Annotated in this window: 20 protein-coding genes, 1 tRNA gene and 1 pseudogene; 17 read left to right on the top strand and 5 right to left on the bottom strand. The window is 51.0% G+C overall.

Annotation, left to right across the window (positions count from 1 at the left end; translation table 11 throughout):
* Positions 1-295: 295 nt before the first annotated feature.
* Positions 296-763: a Fur family transcriptional regulator gene (locus H6F88_RS18695; RefSeq protein ID WP_190644361.1), complete on the top strand. Its 468-nt coding sequence runs from the start codon at positions 296-298 to the stop codon at positions 761-763.
* 295 nt (positions 764-1,058) lie between these two features.
* Here the strand turns inward: H6F88_RS18695 and H6F88_RS18690 are convergent, their stop codons facing one another.
* Together H6F88_RS18690 and H6F88_RS32715 are read right to left on the bottom strand one after the other, a co-directional pair.
* Positions 1,059-1,382 (bottom strand): sulfur transferase domain-containing protein, encoded by a 324-nt coding sequence (locus H6F88_RS18690; protein WP_199333684.1) that lies wholly within the window; start codon positions 1,380-1,382, stop codon positions 1,059-1,061.
* A 13-nt stretch (positions 1,383-1,395) separates the two neighbouring features.
* Complete coding sequence (locus H6F88_RS32715; protein WP_199333683.1) at positions 1,396-1,515, bottom strand: sulfur transferase domain-containing protein; 120 nt, start codon at positions 1,513-1,515, stop codon at positions 1,396-1,398.
* A 498-nt stretch (positions 1,516-2,013) separates the two neighbouring features.
* Here H6F88_RS32715 and H6F88_RS18685 point away from each other — a divergent pair, with 498 nt between their 5' ends.
* The 12 genes from H6F88_RS18685 (at position 2,014) to H6F88_RS18630 (ending at position 11,656) form a co-directional block, all read left to right on the top strand.
* A complete protein-coding gene (locus H6F88_RS18685) occupies positions 2,014-3,063 on the top strand; it encodes a sulfonate ABC transporter substrate-binding protein (protein WP_242050605.1) in 1,050 nt (349 codons plus the stop codon).
* Positions 3,064-3,138: 75 nt separating this feature from the next.
* On the top strand, positions 3,139-4,188 hold the full coding sequence (locus H6F88_RS18680; protein ID WP_199313685.1) for a sulfonate ABC transporter substrate-binding protein: 1,050 nt from the start codon (positions 3,139-3,141) through the stop codon (positions 4,186-4,188).
* A gap of 16 nt (positions 4,189-4,204) precedes the next feature.
* On the top strand, positions 4,205-5,344 hold the full coding sequence (gene ssuD, locus H6F88_RS18675) for an FMNH2-dependent alkanesulfonate monooxygenase (RefSeq protein WP_190644255.1): 1,140 nt from the start codon (positions 4,205-4,207) through the stop codon (positions 5,342-5,344).
* 27 nt (positions 5,345-5,371) lie between these two features.
* Positions 5,372-5,926, top strand: a complete 555-nt coding sequence (gene ssuE / locus H6F88_RS18670; protein ID WP_190644254.1) for an NADPH-dependent FMN reductase — start codon at positions 5,372-5,374, stop codon at positions 5,924-5,926.
* A 130-nt stretch (positions 5,927-6,056) separates the two neighbouring features.
* Positions 6,057-6,860 (top strand): aliphatic sulfonate ABC transporter permease SsuC, encoded by an 804-nt coding sequence (gene ssuC / locus H6F88_RS18665; RefSeq protein WP_190644253.1) that lies wholly within the window; start codon positions 6,057-6,059, stop codon positions 6,858-6,860.
* Between the two features lie 34 nt (positions 6,861-6,894).
* Positions 6,895-7,677: an ATP-binding cassette domain-containing protein gene (locus H6F88_RS18660; RefSeq protein ID WP_190644252.1), complete on the top strand. Its 783-nt coding sequence runs from the start codon at positions 6,895-6,897 to the stop codon at positions 7,675-7,677.
* A 160-nt stretch (positions 7,678-7,837) separates the two neighbouring features.
* On the top strand, positions 7,838-8,899 hold the full coding sequence (locus tag H6F88_RS18655; RefSeq protein WP_190644251.1) for an ABC transporter substrate-binding protein: 1,062 nt from the start codon (positions 7,838-7,840) through the stop codon (positions 8,897-8,899).
* Positions 8,900-8,948: 49 nt separating this feature from the next.
* Positions 8,949-9,140: a hypothetical protein gene (locus H6F88_RS18650; protein WP_190644250.1), complete on the top strand. Its 192-nt coding sequence runs from the start codon at positions 8,949-8,951 to the stop codon at positions 9,138-9,140.
* A 77-nt stretch (positions 9,141-9,217) separates the two neighbouring features.
* Positions 9,218-9,847, top strand: a complete 630-nt coding sequence (locus H6F88_RS18645) for a DUF1326 domain-containing protein (protein WP_190644249.1) — start codon at positions 9,218-9,220, stop codon at positions 9,845-9,847.
* 2 nt (positions 9,848-9,849) lie between these two features.
* Entirely contained in the window at positions 9,850-10,647 is a 798-nt protein-coding gene (locus H6F88_RS18640; RefSeq protein WP_199333682.1) for a DUF2182 domain-containing protein, read from the top strand.
* Positions 10,648-10,666: 19 nt separating this feature from the next.
* Positions 10,667-11,203 (top strand): DUF202 domain-containing protein, encoded by a 537-nt coding sequence (locus H6F88_RS18635; protein WP_242042542.1) that lies wholly within the window; start codon positions 10,667-10,669, stop codon positions 11,201-11,203.
* Positions 11,204-11,227: 24 nt separating this feature from the next.
* The gene (locus H6F88_RS18630; RefSeq protein WP_190644248.1) at positions 11,228-11,656 is read left to right on the top strand and encodes an Rrf2 family transcriptional regulator; all 429 of its coding nucleotides are present in this window, start codon (positions 11,228-11,230) and stop codon (positions 11,654-11,656) included.
* 67 nt (positions 11,657-11,723) lie between these two features.
* Here H6F88_RS18630 and H6F88_RS18625 read toward each other — a convergent pair whose 3' ends face one another.
* Complete coding sequence (locus H6F88_RS18625; RefSeq protein WP_190644247.1) at positions 11,724-12,314, bottom strand: Crp/Fnr family transcriptional regulator; 591 nt, start codon at positions 12,312-12,314, stop codon at positions 11,724-11,726.
* A 285-nt stretch (positions 12,315-12,599) separates the two neighbouring features.
* Positions 12,600-12,672 (bottom strand) — tRNA-His (locus H6F88_RS18620).
* A gap of 148 nt (positions 12,673-12,820) precedes the next feature.
* Here H6F88_RS18620 and H6F88_RS18615 point away from each other — a divergent pair.
* From H6F88_RS18615 to H6F88_RS18600, 4 genes are all read left to right on the top strand, one after another.
* On the top strand, positions 12,821-13,201 hold the full coding sequence (locus H6F88_RS18615; protein WP_190644246.1) for a DUF4359 domain-containing protein: 381 nt from the start codon (positions 12,821-12,823) through the stop codon (positions 13,199-13,201).
* 342 nt (positions 13,202-13,543) lie between these two features.
* The gene (locus H6F88_RS18610) at positions 13,544-14,761 is read left to right on the top strand and encodes a peptidoglycan-binding domain-containing protein (RefSeq protein ID WP_242050604.1); all 1,218 of its coding nucleotides are present in this window, start codon (positions 13,544-13,546) and stop codon (positions 14,759-14,761) included.
* Between the two features lie 74 nt (positions 14,762-14,835).
* Positions 14,836-15,609 carry a class I SAM-dependent methyltransferase gene (locus H6F88_RS18605; RefSeq protein WP_190644245.1) on the top strand — a complete coding sequence of 258 codons (774 nt, stop codon included), beginning with the start codon at positions 14,836-14,838 and terminating at the stop codon, positions 15,607-15,609.
* A gap of 156 nt (positions 15,610-15,765) precedes the next feature.
* Positions 15,766-17,430, top strand: a complete 1,665-nt coding sequence (locus H6F88_RS18600) for a serine hydrolase (RefSeq protein WP_242050603.1) — start codon at positions 15,766-15,768, stop codon at positions 17,428-17,430.
* A gap of 395 nt (positions 17,431-17,825) precedes the next feature.
* Here H6F88_RS18600 and H6F88_RS18595 read toward each other — a convergent pair.
* Positions 17,826-17,921, bottom strand: a pseudogene (locus H6F88_RS18595) (IS5/IS1182 family transposase); the annotation flags it as partial.

Genomic DNA, 17,921 nt, shown 5'->3' with positions numbered 1-17,921 from the left:
TTACAGTCGCTCAATTCCTTGACTTCCAATTCCTTGACTTTAGTAGGCATTTATAGCTTATCTAAGTTAAAGTGGTAGTGAGTTTGATTTGAGCTCTAATACATTTTTAGGATTTCTAGTCTTGCTTTAGGGCGATTTGCTTATTCTGCTTGAACTTTTTATTAGTAAACGAACAATAACCTTTGGTGCGTCTAGCTAAATAGAGGCTAAAGTTTCATTCTCACTTGAGATCAGGTGAAGTGGGAACTAATAAACTGGGTGACTAACCTGTTGGATGAGGTTGATGGTACGTGATATGCAAAATGAAGTCGCTACAAGAAAACCCATTAAATCTCTAGAAGATGCGATTGACCGCTGTCAGGCATTAGGAATGCGTCTGAGCAAACAACGTCGCTTTATTTTAGAGTTACTTTGGCAGGCAAAGGAACACCTGTCAGCCCGCGAAATTTACGATCGCCTCAATCAGCAGGGTAAAGCGATCGGTCATACGTCTGTTTATCAAAACCTGGAAGCTTTGTCTGGGCAAAATATTATCGAGTGTATTGAGCGATCGGACGGACGGCTTTATGGCAATGTGAGCGATCCCCACAGCCACATCAACTGCCTCGATACCAATCAAATCATGGACGTTCATGTCCAGCTTCCCGAGGATTTGCTGCGCCAAATTGAGCAGGAAACGGGAGTCCGGATCACCGATTACTGCATTAACTTCTATGGCTACAAAGCGCCTGAAACCGTTTCAGAACCTAGTGTGGTTGGTTAAAGTTCTAAATTTTCTAGTTCCAAATGCTTGAAGGGGGAGTGTAGTCGTTGTCTCACTCCCCCTTCAAGTTTTTTAAATACCTCTGCCCCGTTCATTTGCCAAACCCCGTCTGAATTTGAATTGTATTTGAATTCAATTGAAATACAAAAGCGATTCGTTTCTGGTACGATATGCGAGACTTCCACTTGCTCCAGTGAGTGAAGTGCGATCGCCCATTCCCTTGAGACGATGCAGGTATCTCGGTTCAACTCTTACTCACAGCAGCCTCAAACCGTTGCTATTGTTGCCGCGAGACTCAGTGGCGCTCTGGTAGCAATTCTTTAGGGGGGTGATGGGTTTCGATAAATTGCTTCAGGTGTGGCTGGTCTGGCTCAAGACCAAGCTGTTCTGCTTGCTCGGTCAAATCTTCTGGCGATAGGTTTTCCTGAGTGGCTTTGGCAATTAGGGCGATCGCCCCTGCCCTTGCTCCCGCCCCACAGTGAATCAAAACGGGCTTTGGCAAACCTTCCAGTGCCTCTAACGCTTCTGAAACCTGACCGTTGCTGAGATTGGAATTGCTCAATGGAACGTTGCTGTACGCCAACCCTGCTGCCTCAGCCTGCTGCTGCTCGTCGCTCAAAACGCCTGCCTCATCAGGCTGATCGCAAATTTAACACTGATTTGAACCCTGCTGCTGCTGCCTGCTGAAGCTGTTCAGGAGTCACCTGCCCCGCAATGCTCAACTCGTCACTTACTCGCTTTGGTTCGCCCATTGTTCCTCTACCGCTCTCTCAAAAAGTTTCCTGGTGCCACTCCCAACTCAAATCGAGAAATCAGTCAACGGATTGTGCAAACTCCTGCCAATCTACAAATCCCGGTAGGCTGTGTTGGATTCAGCAGAGGAGAATCACAATCCGTTCACTGAGAAGAGTTAGGAGCTGCACGGGCAAGGCATGAACCTGTACCTTTGATCAAAAATTTACGATATACCGACGTATTTACCGTAGATTATTTGATTGATTAGAAGCTTCCCATAGGACTGCTCAAAAAGCAAGATCAGTCATGAAAATTTTGGTCTACTTCAAGTCGTAGGCTAGAACGCTTGCTGAGAAAAGAATACGAAAGAAGCTTGCTTTCTCAAGTTAACTGTGCAATATTCCTCCTTAATCTGATTAAATACAGTAATGCGATCGACTTACCGTATTTTGCATGAGGATGAATGGTCTTCCAGCCAGTCGCTTTAGGGCGATCGCACTTGTAGAAAGAGGGTTATGAGCAATTCAGGGACTTCGGTTTTCACAGGACTAAGGCGCATTTTCCGGCAAGTCTGGCGGCACCGAATGGTGTCACTGCTGTTTGTGCTGGGGCTGAGTTTGAGCCTGGTGGTTGCGTCCTGTAGCCCAGCAACCGTTTCTGGTGACTCAGCAGCTTCTCCGTCTGCACCTGCCGAGAGTCGAGTGGTGAGAATTGGGCACCAAAAGTTTGACCCCTTCACGCTGGTCAAAGCCAGGGGTGAATTAGAGAAACGCTTGCAGGAATTGAACGCAACCGTTGAGTGGACAGAGTTTCAGGCTGGGCCGCCGATGCTAGAAGCGCTCAACGTCGGCAGTATTGATGTGGCTCGGACGGGTGATGCGCCGCCCGTATTTGCTCAAGCGGCAGATGCTCCTCTAGTTTATGTGGGCGGCAGTACCCCTAAAGATCGCAGCTCTGCCCTGTTAGTGCCTGCGGATTCGCCGGTGCAGTCTGTCGAAGATTTGCGCGGCAAAAGGATTGCCTACACCCGCGGATCGAGCGCGAATTACTTGCTAGCAGCCATTTTGGAGGAAAGCGGGCTGCAATGGAGCGATGTGGAGGCGATCAACCTGGCTCCGGCAGATGCGCGGGCTGCGTTTGAGCAAAAGAGCATTGACGGCTGGGTGATTTGGGACCCTTTCTATGCAGCGGCTCAAGAGCAGGTTGACGCACGGGTGATTCGGGATAGTGAGGGGCTAGCAGCAAATCGAGATTTCTACTTAGCCACAAATTCCTTCGCGGCTGAGAATGCTGACGTGATTGAGGCGATCGCCGCTGAAACGCAATCCGTAGCAGAGTGGGCAGAGGCAAACCCAGATGAAGTGGTCGGCATTTTGTCCCCCATTCTGGGCATCGAAGCGCCCATTTTGGATGTGGTCAACGCCAGACGCAACTACAGCTTTGAGCCAATTAACGGCGACATGGTCGCAGAACAGCAGAAAATTGCCGACACCTTTTTTGAACTGGGGCTGATTCCCAAGCAGGTAAAGGTGCAGGACGTGATTTGGCAAAAACCTCCTGCTTGAATTGTTGCGTGCCTGAGCCGCGCAACAATTCAAGCTCCTAAACAGCGCAAGGGATAAAGCACGAGGAATAAGGAAATGACAGGGTTAGGGCGTTCGATGGGTGGATTTCGTTGGATTGAGTCGATTTTGAGTTTTTGGGGAAGGCGATCGCAGCGCCTTTTCTCCATCTTGTTTGCTTTGGGATTAGGGCTGAGCCTGAGTTTGGCAGCTTGCAGCCCTAGCGAAGCTCCTAGCAGCGAGGGGACTAGCCCTGGCACATCCTCAACAGCGACTCAAACGATCAACATTGGCTACCAGAAATTTGGCACACTCAACATTCTCAAAGCCAGAGGTGGGTTAGAAGAACGGCTGCAACCGCTTGGCTTTGCGGTGCAGTGGACTGAGTTTCCGGCAGGTCCACAGCTTTTGGAAGCGCTGAATGTCGGCAGCATTGTGTTTGGTCACACCGGGGAAGCTCCGCCGATTTTTGCTCAGGCTGCGGGTGCACCCCTGGTCTACATCGGCAATGAACCTGCTAGCCCCGCTAGTGAAGCGATTTTGATTCCAAAGGACTCCCAGATTCAGTCGGTGGCTGATCTGCGCGGTAAGCGGGTGGTGCTGAATAAGGGATCTAACGTCCACTACCTGCTGGTTAAGGCGATCGAGGATGCAGGCTTGCAGTTGAGCGACATTGAGGTGGTGTTTTTACCGCCTGCTGATGCCAGAGCCGCATTCGAGCAGGGCAGCGTGGATGCCTGGGTAATTTGGGACCCTTTCTTTGCAGCCGCTGAAGATGCGATCGGGGCAAAGGTGCTGCGCGATGGTGAAGGGTTAGTTGCCAATCGAGAGTTTTACCTGGGATCGCGTGACTTTGCTTCCCAAAATCCAGAGGTGGTCGAGGCGTTACTGGCTGAAATTCAAGCAGTCGATCAGTGGTCAGTTGAAAATCCAACCGAATTGGCAGAACTGCTTTCGCCTGAATTAGGCATTGAAGTGCCAACGCTCGAAAAAGTGGTACAGCGGCGCAAATACGGTGCAGAACCGATCACGGATGAGGTGATCGCCGACCAGCAGGAGATTGCCGACACCTTCCACGAACTGGGCTTGATCCCCGAAAAGATCAACGTTCAAGACGCGAAGTTATAGAAGGAGCATGGACGCAATGGATGTACTTTGGTTTATTCCCACTCATGGTGAAGGGCGCTATCTGGGCACCTCAGTCGGCGGTAGAGCGATCACGCCGGAATACTTGCAGCAGCTTGCCGGGGCGATCGACCAATTAGGGTTTGTCGGGGCGCTGTTGCCGACGGGGCGTTCCTGTGAAGATGCTTGGATTACGGCGGCATCGCTAATTCCGGTGACAAAGCGGATGAAGTTCTTAGTCGCAATTCGTCCTGGGCTTTCTTCTCCTGGAATGTCAGCGCGAATGGCAGCTACCTTTGACCGGATGTCAGGCGGGCGGCTAATGGTGAATGTGGTGACGGGCGGCGACCCGGTAGAGTTGGCGGGGGATGGACTGCACCTGAGCCATAGCGATCGCTATCAGCTAACCGACGAATTTCTCTCCGTCTGGCGCGAGGTCATGGGCGGTGAAGCAGTGGACTTCAAAGGACAGTACCTCGATATCAAAGGCGGCAAGCTGATGTTTCCGCCGGTGCAGTCTCCTTATCCGCCGCTCTACTTTGGCGGATCATCGCCTGCGGCAAAGCAAGTCGCGGCTAAGCACGTCGATTTGTATCTAACCTGGGGTGAACCTCCGGCTCAAGTGGCAGAAAAAATTGCCGAAGTCCGACAGCTTGCCGCAGAGCAAGGTAGAACGATTCGGTTTGGCATTCGCCTGCATGTGATTGTGCGCGAAACCACCTCCGAAGCCTGGGACGCTGCGAATGATTTGATCAAGCATTTGGATGACAGCACGATCGCCGCTGCTCAAGCTGCGTTAGATCGGTCCGACTCAGAAGGACAGCGGCGCATGATGCAGCTTCATAACGGTAGCCGTGATGCGCTGGAGATTGGTCCCAACCTTTGGGCCGGAGTTGGTCTGGTGCGCGGTGGAGCCGGAACTGCACTGGTAGGCGATGCCGACACGGTTGCAGCCCGGATGCAGGAATATACCGACCTGGGCATCGACACGTTTATCTTCTCTGGTTATCCCCATTTGGAAGAAGCTTACCGGGTCGCAGAACTGCTGTTCCCGAAATTGCCGATCGCCCAAACACCACCGTCGCTCGCTCCCAGCCGCTATCTCAGCCCGATCGGAGAAATCATGGCAAACGACCGACTTCCCACTGCCGCCAGTTAGTTAACGCACTTCGTTGGAGTATTACAGATGTCTGTTTTAGCGATCGCCGGAAGCCCTTCTCACCCCTCTCGCACCTATTCCGTGCTGGAGTACGCCAAGCAACACTTGGAAGCAGAAAGGGTATCCACCACTTTATTTTCGGTGCGGGATTTACCCGCCGAAGCGCTGCTGTTTGCCCAGTTCGACAACCCTGCTGTGAAGGAGGCGATCGCCCTGGTTGAGCAAGCTAGCGCCATCATTATTTCCACTCCCGTTTATAAAGCTGCATACACGGGCGTTTTAAAAGCATTCCTGGATCTGCTGCCGCAAAATGCACTGGTGGGTAAGCCGATTTTGCCGATCGCCACAGGTGGCACGATCGCCCATTTACTGTCGATTGACTACGCCCTTAAACCCGTCCTCTCTACCCTGGGGGCACGACACATTTTTGCGGGCGTTTACATCGTCGATAGCCAAATCCAGCGACTGCCCGACGGTGGATTTCAGTTTGCTGAAGAGGTTGAACAGCGACTCCAGATTTCTCTGAATGAACTGATTGCAAGCTTGCAACCCACTCAAGCGCTCGTAAGCAGCGCCAGCTAATTCAGGGAAATCTGGTTTTCTTATAAATCCGTAGGTTGGGTGGAGCAGAGCGAAACCCAACGCAATCTCCGCTCCTGTTGGGTTCCGCTTTGCTTCACCCAACCTACCAAGATAAGAAGGCGAGTTAGATATGCAGTTAACACATCAAAAATCATGGTCATCCTGGACACGGTGGCTGTCCTGGGAACAGATTGCTCCCTGGCTGGTGCCCTTCGGACTGATCGTAGTCTGGCAAATTTTGGCACAAGCAGGCATAATTACCACCCGCATTCTGCCTGCCCCCACTCAGATCGTAGAAGCGGCCATTCGCCTGCTGCAAAGCGGTGAACTCGTTCGCAATGTGGGTATTAGCCTGTGGCGAGCCATGATCGGCTTCATCATCGGTGGCGGAATTGGCTTGGCCTTAGGCGTGCTGAATGGTATCAATGTCACCGCTGAACGGTTGCTTGATAGCTCGCTTCAGATGATCCGCAACATTCCCCACCTGGCGATGATTCCGCTGGTGATTCTGTGGTTTGGCATTGGCGATCAGGCGCGAATTTTTTTGGTTGTCTTGGGTGTGTTCTTCCCGATTTATATCAACACTTTCCACGGCATTCGCTCCATCGACCCCAACCTGATTGAAATGGGACGTGTCTATGGGTTGAGCCGCCGCAAACTGTTCTGGCAAATTATTCTGCCTGGAGCTTTGCCCAACGTTCTGGTGGGATTGCGCTATGCGCTGGGATTGATGTGGCTAACGCTGATCGTGGCAGAAACGATCGCCGCCAATTCTGGCATCGGCTACATGGCAATGAACGCAAGAGAGTTCATGCAAACCGATGTCGTGGTGCTGAGCATTTTACTGTATGCACTGTTGGGCAAATTGGCAGACGTTGCCGTACGGATTTTGGAGCGCTGGTGGCTGCCCTGGCACCCCAGTCAGCACGGATAAACCAATCAAAAAAGCTATTAAATCAGAGGAATTTATGAGCAGGAAGACAACTACAGTGGCTCATGCCGCTGGCACTCAATTAAGCATTCGGAATCTGAGCAAGTCTTTTGGCACGGCTCAGGTGTTGCGCGATATTGACCTGGAAGTTGCGCCAGGGGAATTTGTGGCAATTGTTGGGCGGAGTGGCTGCGGCAAAAGCACTTTGTTGAGGCTGCTGGCAGGACTGGAAACGCCAACCCAGGGAGAAGTTCTGCTGGATGGACACCCGCTTAGAGGCTTTAACTCCGATGCCAGAGTTATGTTTCAAGATTCACGGCTGCTTCCCTGGCGGCGTGTGTTAGACAACGTGGCACTGGGGCTAAAGCGCAACGGCAAAGAACATGGACTGTGGGCACTTCAACAGGTAGGGCTGGCATCGCGATCGCAAGATTGGACAACGGCTCTATCCGGCGGACAGCGGCAACGAGTCGCGCTGGCCCGAGCGCTGGTGACTCAACCCCGGTTATTGCTGCTCGACGAACCGATGAGCGCTCTGGATGCCCTGACTCGAATTGAGATGCAACAGTTGATCGAAAGGCTGTGGCAGGAGCAAAATTTCACTGCCGTTCTAGTCACACACGATGTTGAAGAAGCAGTGTATTTGGCAGATCGAGTGATTGTGATTGAGAACGGTTCGATACTGGTAAACCAGGAAATTTCCCTACCTCGCCCACGCAATGCTGGAAGCGCTGCCTTTGCTGAACTAAAGACAAAGGTGCTGGAGCGGATTTTGGGCGATCGCCTCCGAACGGGCAGAGAAGCGGCGATCGCCTCCTAAAAAATGAACCTAGCAAAATGCAGTACCCGGTAGGGGTTTAGCAATGCCAAACCCCTACAACCCACCTGGCGAAGAGAGGTGGTGGATTCAGCGATCGCAGTTGTCCTGGATTGGTCACGATTCCTAACTCACTTCAACTGAATAACTTGAAACTAAAACTATGCGATTAAAAAGACGGAATGTATTGCTTGGACTGGTCGGTCTAAGTTTGCCCCTGATTGCGTCTAGCTGCTCCGGAAATTCTCCTGAACCTACCTCAGAAGCCAGTTTCACAGAATCGGCTGCGCCCGAAACTACAGCCCAAGCGCCTGAAACGATTCGTATTGGCTACCAGGTGATCCCCAATGCGGAGCTGTTAGCAAAAGCGTTGGGTTTGACCGAAAAAGCTTTTCCAAACTCGCAGGTGGAATACATCAGCTTTGATTCAGGTCGAGATGTTAACACCGCTGTAGCCGCAGACGGAATTGACTTTGGCTTAATCGGTTCCGTTGGAGTTGGCGTGGGAATTGCTCAGGGGCTTCCCTACGAGGTTTATTTTATCCACGATGTAATCGGGAAAGCAGAAGCGCTGGTAGTCCGGCAAGACATTACATCCGTCGCAGATCTGGCAGGCAAAAGGGTCGGCGTTCCCTTTGGCTCCACCACCCACTTTTCACTACTGTCGCTATTAGAACTGGAGCAAATTAGCCCTGACTCTCTCACGATTTTGGACTTGCAGCCGCAGGATCTAGTTGCTGCATGGCAACGTCAGGACGTTAATGCAGGTTATGTTTGGCAACCCCATCTATCTCGACTGGTTGAAGATGGCGGCACAGTTTTAACCACATCTGCGGATCTAGCTGAACGGGGTGTGTTGACGGCAGATGTGGGAATTGTGCGGCAAGCGTTTGTTGATGAATATCCCGATGTGGTGAAGCAATACGTCGCCGTGCTGGATGAAGCGGTGAAGCTTTACCGAGATGACCCCGAAGCGGTAGCAGAGGCGATCGCCCCCGAACTGGGACTCACCCCCGAAGAGAGCCTGACGGTCATGGAACAACTGATCTGGCTAGATTCTTCAGAACAAGCCAAGGCGGAGTATCTGGGCAGTGCTGACCAACCCGGAGCTTTTGCTGAAGTACTGAAGAGTTCGGCTGATTTTATGGTGACACAGGGGGCGATCGCTACAGCGCCCGACCTAGACACCTACAAGCAACGCCTTCGGGGTGACGTTCTGCAATAGCCAACAGCATTCATCAAACAGCAAGCTCTTAAACAACGGAGGAAGTTTTATGAGAAATCACAACCTACTCATTCTTACCCTCTTTTGCATCATCAGTTTTTCTGTGGTGTTAGCGCTTTCCTTTGTGCCACGTCCCTCTAGAGCAGCCTCTTTTGAAGCGCTCCGATCGCGCAGTGAGACGCAATTGACCATTCTCATAAGCAACGGCAGCCCATCGCAATCCCTCTTGATTTATCAGTAGCAGAGACCGGGTATATCGCTTTGCTACTTTTCTCTTTTGCTCAATGTTCAAAGCTGAGTGTCTGTAGGAATTGAACCATGACGACCACGATCGCAACTGAAAAAATCTACGAGCTAGAAGGGCAAATTCTAGAAGCCTGTTCCTGCAAAGCGCCCTGTCCTTGCTGGATTGGGGATGACCCGGATGGTGGATACTGCGACAGCTTTGTTGCCTATCACATCGATCGGGGCAAGATTCAGGGCGTGGATGTGTCAGGACTGACGCTAGTGAAAATTGTCTACATTCCCGGCAATGTGCTGGCTGGTGGCTGGAAAGCAGTCGTTTACATCGATAGCAACAGTACAGAGGAACAGCAGCAGCTTTTAGAAAAAGTGTTTAACGGGGAATTGGGTGGGGCGATCGCCGATGTAGCTAGCCTGGTTGCCGACGTGCTGGATGTCCGCGTTGCCCCAGTCGAATACAACATTGAAAACGGACGCGGCACGATCAAAATCGGTGATGTCTTGGTGAGCGAAATGGAGCCATATCGCGGGCCAGACGGTAGCCCCACCAAAATGATTGACAGCATTTTTAGCACCATCCCCGGTTCACCAGCTTACATCGCAAAAGCTTCCATTCATCGGGTCGATTTGCCGGAGTTTAACCTGATCTGGGACTACACCGGACGCAACGCCATTCAAGGTCTGTTTCGCTTTGAGCATAGCTAACTGTGAGCAACTCAACCGCACAATCTCGCTCTTCGCTTCAGTCTGTGCTGACGCTTAACCCCGGACTCACCTTGGTTTGGGCAATGGTGCTGGCGTCCTGGAGCCTGATTGTCCTGGCATCGCTGACGGGAAATGAGCATTTGTTTCATCCAGCGATCGCAACCACACAGCCCACGGTGCAAAAGCTGCTGGTGTTTTTGCTGGCGTGGCTGGTGATGACGATCGCCATGATGCTACCCACCAGTTTGCCTTTAATCACGCTGTTCATTCAGGTGAGCCAAAAGCAAGACCAGCCGCGATCGCTCCTCACGGTATTTCTATCTGCCTATACCGCTATCTGGCTCGGTTTTGCGGTCATTCTTTTAGCTGGCGACTGGGCAATTCACCACTGGCTCGATCGCTGGCACTGGCTACATCAGCATCCTGGAGCGATCGCTGCACTTACTCTACTCATCGCAGGCGCATTCCAGTTCAGCAGTCTTAAAGAACAGTGCATGAACGTTTGTCGCCATCCCATGAGTTTTCTCACCCATCACTATCAGCGCGGACTCAAAGCTGCCTGGAATCTAGGTTTGCGTCATGGACTGTACTGTCTTGGCTGCTGTTGGGCACTCATGTTGGTGATGTTTGGAGTCGGTGTCGCTCATCTGACCTGGATGGTAGCGCTCACCGGCATCATGCTGTTTGAGAAAACAACCCGATGGGGAAAGGCGATCGCCCCCTTTGTTGGTATTGCGCTGCTGGCATCCGCTTTGCTGGCGCTAGTGCTGCCCTCCGGCTTATCTATTCCCTTGCACTAATCGCATCCAAACCCTCCCAATGTCAGAAGCCAATTCCCAACCCGCTAAAGCTCAATCGGAAGATACTTCAACAGATGTTGACCGACTGATTCAGCTCTATCAAGAGATGCCGCCAGAACTCCAGCGAACATTTCTTGATTTACATCAAAATCTTGCTGCCTCACCTCCAAAAGAATCTCCAGCACCGATCTCAGACCAGCGAGTGCGAGACCACTTAGCCAACGAGCGCACCTATCTTGCTTGGATGCGAACGGCGATCGCCCTGATGGGCTTTGGGGTCGTCATCGCCCGCCTGCGGAATCTGCTAACACCCGATATTCAAGGTACAGGTCAGGGCTGGAAGCTGGGCTTAGTCTTTGCCATCGTCGGACTGCTCACCGTCCTGCTTTCAACCCGCCACTACTTCGCCGTTCTGGATGCCATCAACCACAGCACCTATCGCCCCTTCAGCCGCTGGGTCATCATCTTTAGCTTGGTCGTGATCACGATGGGTGCCGGAGTCCTCTACGTCCTATTTACGATTCCCGTTGGTGGAAGCACATCTCTAATCGACTAACCCAATTTTAGAACTATAAAATTTATGGAACTGTCCGCCAAAGTTGAGTACGCTCTAATCGCACTTCTAGAGATGGCTAGCCATCCAGAGCCAGGAGAACCGCTGCAGATCAAGCACATTGCTGCCAAACAATCGATTCCCGATCGCTATTTAGAACAGGTATTTGCCGCACTCCGTCATGCTGGAATCGTTCGCAGTCAGCGAGGCAATAAAGGTGGCTATCTGCTGGCGCGTGAACCCTGGCAAATTACGCTGCTAGAAATCTTTAACTGCCTGGAAGACAACAGCCGCTCCGCTCAGGGAAAAACGGTTAATTGCGATCGCGTGATTGTTCGCAATGTGTGGAAAGAAGCTGAACAAAGCGCCAGAGCCGTTCTACAACGCCATACGCTGCGAGATTTGTGCCAACAGCGAGAAATTCGCCAGCGGCTCAGCGGCATGTATTACATCTAAACCGAATGTCTGAGAAACCAAACGTCTAAGCAGACAGGCAAACTTGCTCCGAACACGTAAACTCGGTCTAAATCTCGTAATGCCAGAAGGGTTCACCCTCCTGAGTAATCGTAATTCGGCGTTGCTGCCGTTGAATTAGCCCTCGCCGTTCAAAGCTGCTGAGCAAACGAGTCACCGTTACGCGAGTTGAGCCAATCAGTTCGGCAAGCTCCTGGTGCGTCAGGCGCAACTCAATCCGCCGACCAAATTTGCTTTCCTGCCCAAACCGCTGCGCCAGCCAATTCAACACGCGCAGCAAGGAAGCCTCAACCTGTGGGCAATGCAAGATTTCAAGCAACTCTTCAGAATGACGGATATGTCGGATCAGAGCATCCGTGACCCGGTGCCATTCCTCACGAGGCAACAGCGTTGCCGTCACTTCAGTAAGGCACTCTGCCTGATGCGGATTGGCATTCGACAGCGGCCGACCTAACACATCCCCTGCACTCCAAAGCCCCAGCGTCACCATAGAACCATCTTCCATCCAAGTCGTCGTTCGCACAACCCCACTCTGAATTTGCCAAAGCTGGTCAGAAGGTAATGGCAGTTGGGCACGACGACCAAAAACAGAATAAGTCGGCTCAATAGACAAGCTAGGACTAAGCATGGTGAGAGTCATGGGCAAAACTTCCAGGATGAGGCAGCTGATAAATCGGTGTTGGTCGCTTGATGACTGATGATAAACCAGATTGAAATAAAAGTACAGTTCATCGACTGACTAACCGTAGATTCATCTTGCTATAACAATAATTCAGTAAGCCCTGCCGCCTAAAGTTGCAGCGATACAAAAACCTACCGACTCAAGCCAGAAAACTTTGAGTAGGCGAAGTCTACACAGACGAACTTTGCTACTGGAGCCGGGGTTTTAGCCGCCAGACTCCTTATGAACTTCTAATCTTAAAAGGGCGAACGACGGGACTCGAACCCGCGAGTGGTGGAACCACAATCCACTGCCTTAACCACTTGGCTACGCTCGCCACACTGCGTATTGCATTGCCTATTGTAGCACTGCGATCGCCCCTGATTCAAACACTTAGATACTTAACCGGAACACAATCTCTATATTTACTTGTCATTTAATCCAGAGAACGCTTAGGCTTAGCGAGAGAATCAGAGTTTGATCCCATGAAAGGTATAACAATCGGGGCTTCTATAGTTGGGTTAGCGCTGGTCGGAGTAGGAGTCGTGATGGCAGTGACCAATCCTGGGCAAGCTGCCTATGATGATTACGCAACGGCTCAGTTGACTGAATATCTAGAAGAGAACGCCTGCAGCAAAGCACCCAGCTTCCTGGAAAACCTGCTTCAAGCCCAGTGCGCTGAACTGCTGGAAGACAATCAGGACGAAATTAAGCAACTCATTTCTGAGAGTACAGAGCGCCAAAACTTCTTAATTCTGAGTATCTACAAGACTAATTTGTCTGTAAGTAGCTTGCTCCCTACCTACGAATTTGAGACCGTTGGCATATTTCGAGACTTTTACACTTATAAAGCGAGACAGCAATAGGAAAAGGATGAGAGCGATGTAGTAGCACGTCAAATCCAGCGAAGGTTGAGCAGACAACCAGGATATTGGTAAATGCAGAAGAAATTTGGGATGCAAAACTTCAGTTTTGCATCCCAAATTTCTTCTGCATTTATGAGCAAAAATACCCCAAACAGGTGAGCCACTCATTACCTATTTGAGATTGTTATAGAACCCTGCAAAGTAACGATTCAGCAAGGCTTTAAAGATGAAGATTTTGTTGCGAATCGAGCGCTCTACAGACTCTTCTGTATATTGTTTCAGACAGACATTCTCGTGTCTTGCACCCATTTTTTTGCTACTTTGTTTGCCTGGGAATCTGTTATGAGCAACTATATCTTAAAAGTTACAGCCGCAACTCCACTCAAGCTCAAAGCTGAACCTGCTATCAACTTGCCTGACACTTTCAAATATCAGCTTGAAGCGGGGACTCAGTTGCCTGTTGCAAGCTGCGGCAAATATCAAGAAATTCATTATCGAGTTGCTTTTGGTCAAGATGAGCAAGGCAACCAAGTTGCTTTTCCGGGACCAGAAGGTACCCTGCGTAACACCTGGCTAATTTTTGTGGGGCACTGTCAGTTACTTAATGCAGACGGCACCCCTGTTCGCTTTCCTCAAGATCAAGGCGTTTTGAAGTTAGAGACCTTTGTGGGAAAGAGTGACAAGCTGTTAATGAATGCGATTACGGCCGAGAAGCTGTTATCCGCTCAAATTCAAGAACGGCTGATTTCTCTTGCGCTACTTGATCCGCCAGCCGATGGCAAGTTTGGGCCCATATCCATTGCCGCTCTCAAAAACTTTCAGGCACGGGTAGGGCTTGAGCAACAAGATTTTTTAGATGGGCCAACCGCAGAGAAGCTGCTCAGAGCCAAACCAGTCAGCAACTCTCAGGTCAACAACTTTCAGATTAGCAATAGTTTGGCCAGTCGAGTTATTCAGTATATGCAAAGGAAGAATTACAAAATCTTTCATGGCAACCAGCGTTACAACATTGTCTACATTGAGGGAATGGATTTGGACAGCACCCTCAACAATGACAAACCCAATGCCTTTAATGATTTACGGCTGGTCATCGAAATTGTAAATGGAGTTCCAAAACTGGTCGGTAAATGGGAGGCAACGACAGAACCCGGCAAGAAATATACGCTTAAACCGATGAGCGTCAGAGGTGCAGCCCGAATCAAGTTTGGGCAGTATAAAGCTTGGCAGATGGGGTTCCACAGAAGAGACAAGCGACATCCTGCTCTAGTTCAAGCGGGAAAAATTCCAGTTCACCGAGATTTGAACAAGGATTATTCACGGGCGGGAGACTTAGTTGAGATTGGTCTGTTTGGCGTTAATCAGCATCATGGCTACAGTGCGTCTCGCAATGATGTAGGGGGACATAGTGCGGGTTGCCTCGTGGGACGCTCTATAGAAGAACACAATCAGTTCATAAAACTGATCAAGCGAGACCAACGCTATTTGGCAAATCGAGCCTATATGTTTGAGACAACCATCATTCCCGGAGATGAACTGGTTAAGCATTTTCCCCCAGGCTGAGTCCTATTAGGACAAGATGATTTTTTGAATGGATCTGTAAAAGCTCTAAGTGCTGCAAGAATATTCTCAGCAAGATGGGGCGATCGCCAGTGATTTCAAAGCTATATCCAAAAATTCTGCTTCGGAGTGTCATTCTCCTAGTCTGCTGTCTGGGGCTACTGTTGAGCAGTTGTGCCGTGCCTGCTGGCGCAACCACCAGTGATGGTGTGTATCACTATCGCACGGTTCACAATGGTGACGGCATTGGCAAATTTTACATGGGCAGACACATTGCTCAAGTGATGGGGCATCGGGGCGCAGCCTGGCTAGAGCGTCCTAGCCGCGAATGGGAAGAGCGTCCGGCTCAGCTAGTGGATCAGCTTGACTTGCAGCCAACCGATGTCGTTGCTGATATTGGAGCGGGAACGGGGTTTTTTAGCTTTCGGCTTAGCCCACTGGTGCCACAGGGAAAGGTGCTAGCAGTAGACATTCAGCCCGAAATGCTGGATATTATTGCTTTCCTCAAACAAGAAGATCAGATTGACAACGTGGAGCCTGTTTTAGGCAGTGCAACAGACCCAAACTTACCTGCTGAGGGGGTAGATCTGGTGATGATGGTTGATGCCTACCATGAGTTTGAGTATCCTCGCGAAATGATGGAGGCGATTGTGCGATCGCTAAAACCCGATGGACGAGTAGTTTTAGCAGAATATCGGGGTGAAAATCCATTGATTCCGATCAAGGGGCTGCACAAAATGACTCAACGGCAGGTACGCAAGGAAATGCAGGCAGTAGGGCTGGTCTGGCAACAAACAAAAGATGTTTTACCTCAGCAGCATTTGATGTTTTTTGGAAAGTCCCAAAGCTAAAGGATGAGAGATATGTATCAGTTCTGAAGTTGCCAGGGATAGACTGCATTACAATGCCAGAGTAAAGCCGAAGGAACTCAACCAAGCTCCCTGCTCAGAAGCCGTTTAATTGTTTAGAAGCCCAGCGTTTCGCCAATTCTGTTAAAGGTGTCGTGTATGTTGGAATCTGATGGTCAATCCGAGCGATCGCGCCGTCGGCGCATACCTCCTCAACAGATGAATCAGCCGTCTCAGCTGATTCATCTGCGTCGCTCAGAGCAGGGACAAGGGAATTCAGGAGATGCTGCCAAGGGTGGATTGCGTCCTGTGCGCCCTGTACTCGCACGGCCAGAGCGTCTGACCCGAACTCAGCGTTCAGCGCGCCATGCTTTCAATCCCAACACTTCACCGCCAACAGATACTCGATTTAATGTTCGCCATTTACTGTTTGGCAATACGTCTCGTTTGCCTGCGGCTAATGCCAGAAAAGAGCTACCGCCTCGGCTCCAGTCACGTATCCCTGATGGACGCTTGACCGATCAGCCTGTTAACTCACTGGCTTTTCAACCCACACCGCGAGTATCCCGTGCGGCTGTGCGGCTAGAACCGGTGCGGCGTACCCCTCCAACAATTGGACGGCATCGAGCACTGGTTCGTCCGGTGCGTCCAGACAGCCGTCTTGCTCGTAGGGAAGCAACTCCTCTGAAGGTAGGGCGGGTGCGATCGCGCCGACAGCGTAACCTTTCCCTCTCTGCTCAAACTGAGCGTCGGATTGAGCGTCGTCCTGCCCGTCCTACATCGCCGCTGGTGTATATCGTGCGGCTGCTGATTGTGGGAGTTGGGTTTGGGGCGATCGCTGGGACGTTTCTGGCAATTTGGAATCCTACAGCTCAACAGACAGCTAGCAATCCTCAAACTACAGCTGGGCTAGGGCTACCCTCTCAAATGGAGCAAACGGCTGCAACTTCCCTCAGCCGAGATGCCACACCCACCAGCCTGGAAGCTTCCCCAACAGCCCTCACCCCTGCTCAGGAAATGACCGCCTTGGGCAACACGTTAAAAACGCTTGCTGCCCGTCAACCAGAGTTGAATCCGGGGGTATTTCTGTTTGACCTGGATACGCGTGCCTATCTTGACCTGAATGGCACAACGACAATGCCCTCTGCCAGCATTATCAAAGTGCCCGTTTTGGTGGCATTACTTCAAGAGGTAGATGCTGGAAATATTCGACTGGATGAGATGCTTACGCTGGAAGCCTCTGACATTGCGGAAGGCTCAGGCGACATGCAGTATCAGCCACCTGGCACTCAATATAGTGTGCTGGAAACGGCGACCAAGATGATTATCATCAGCGATAACTCGGCGACCAACATGCTGATCAATCGGCTGGGAGGAATTTCCTCATTGAATCAGCGATTTCAGGGATGGGGACTAACCGCGACCGCCATTCGCAATCCTCTACCCGACCTGGATGGAGAAAACACCACCAGTCCTGAAGATATGGCGAAGCTATTAGCTGCCGTCACTCAGGGAGATCTGCTGTCGCTGCGATCGCGCGATCGCCTGCTCGAAATCATGCGTCGCACTGAAACCAACACGCTGCTACCTCAAGGATTAGGTGCAGGAGCGATCATTGCCCACAAGACGGGTGATATTGGATCGCTGGTCGGTGATGTTGGTGTCATCGACATGCCTAACGGCAGACGCTACATCGCCGCGGTCATGGTGCGCCGTCCCACCAATGACGAACGCGCCCAAGAGCTAATTCGGGAAGTCTCGCGCGCCACTTATGAATATCTGAATCAGGCATCTGCCAGTGCAAACGAGGCAAGAAGGCAGTAGGCTCACACAGTTTTGTCAGCAGTTGCACCGAGTCCATCTATAGAGTAGCGGTAGCGGTAGGGGCGAAGCATTCGGTCACAATCCCTGTCCCTGAAGCACAATTCTTTTGCCGAATGCTTCGCCCCTTGTATGTAAGCGCCAGCATCAGCGAGACTGCTGATAGACCCTGTCAGGAGTGAAGTACTCTGATTCGCCCTAGGGATAACCAAGCCTGTACGTAGATTAGACCTCAGCCTGACGGTGCGCTTTGTTTCCGCTCCAGCGGAGTCTGAACAAGTATCACAGAGTGGTTTCAACTAGACCACTACCCTGCATTGACAAGGACAGAACCGCAATTGGAGTTGCCTCTTCTACGTCAAAGGAGTGGATCAGATGGAGTAGACTTCCTGCATGAATCAAGAGGCATGTGCCAATTCATAGTTGAGTAAGCCAGCAATCAGGTTCAAGCGCAAGCCAAACCGTTTTCTGCGGTTGCGATAACGTCCTGCAAA

Origin of the sequence: Oculatella sp. FACHB-28 (assembly GCF_014696015.1) — a bacterium.
In the GTDB taxonomy this organism is placed as follows: Bacteria; Cyanobacteriota; Cyanobacteriia; order Elainellales; family Elainellaceae; genus JAAUTN01.
This window is presented reverse-complemented; position numbering and strand designations above follow the sequence as displayed.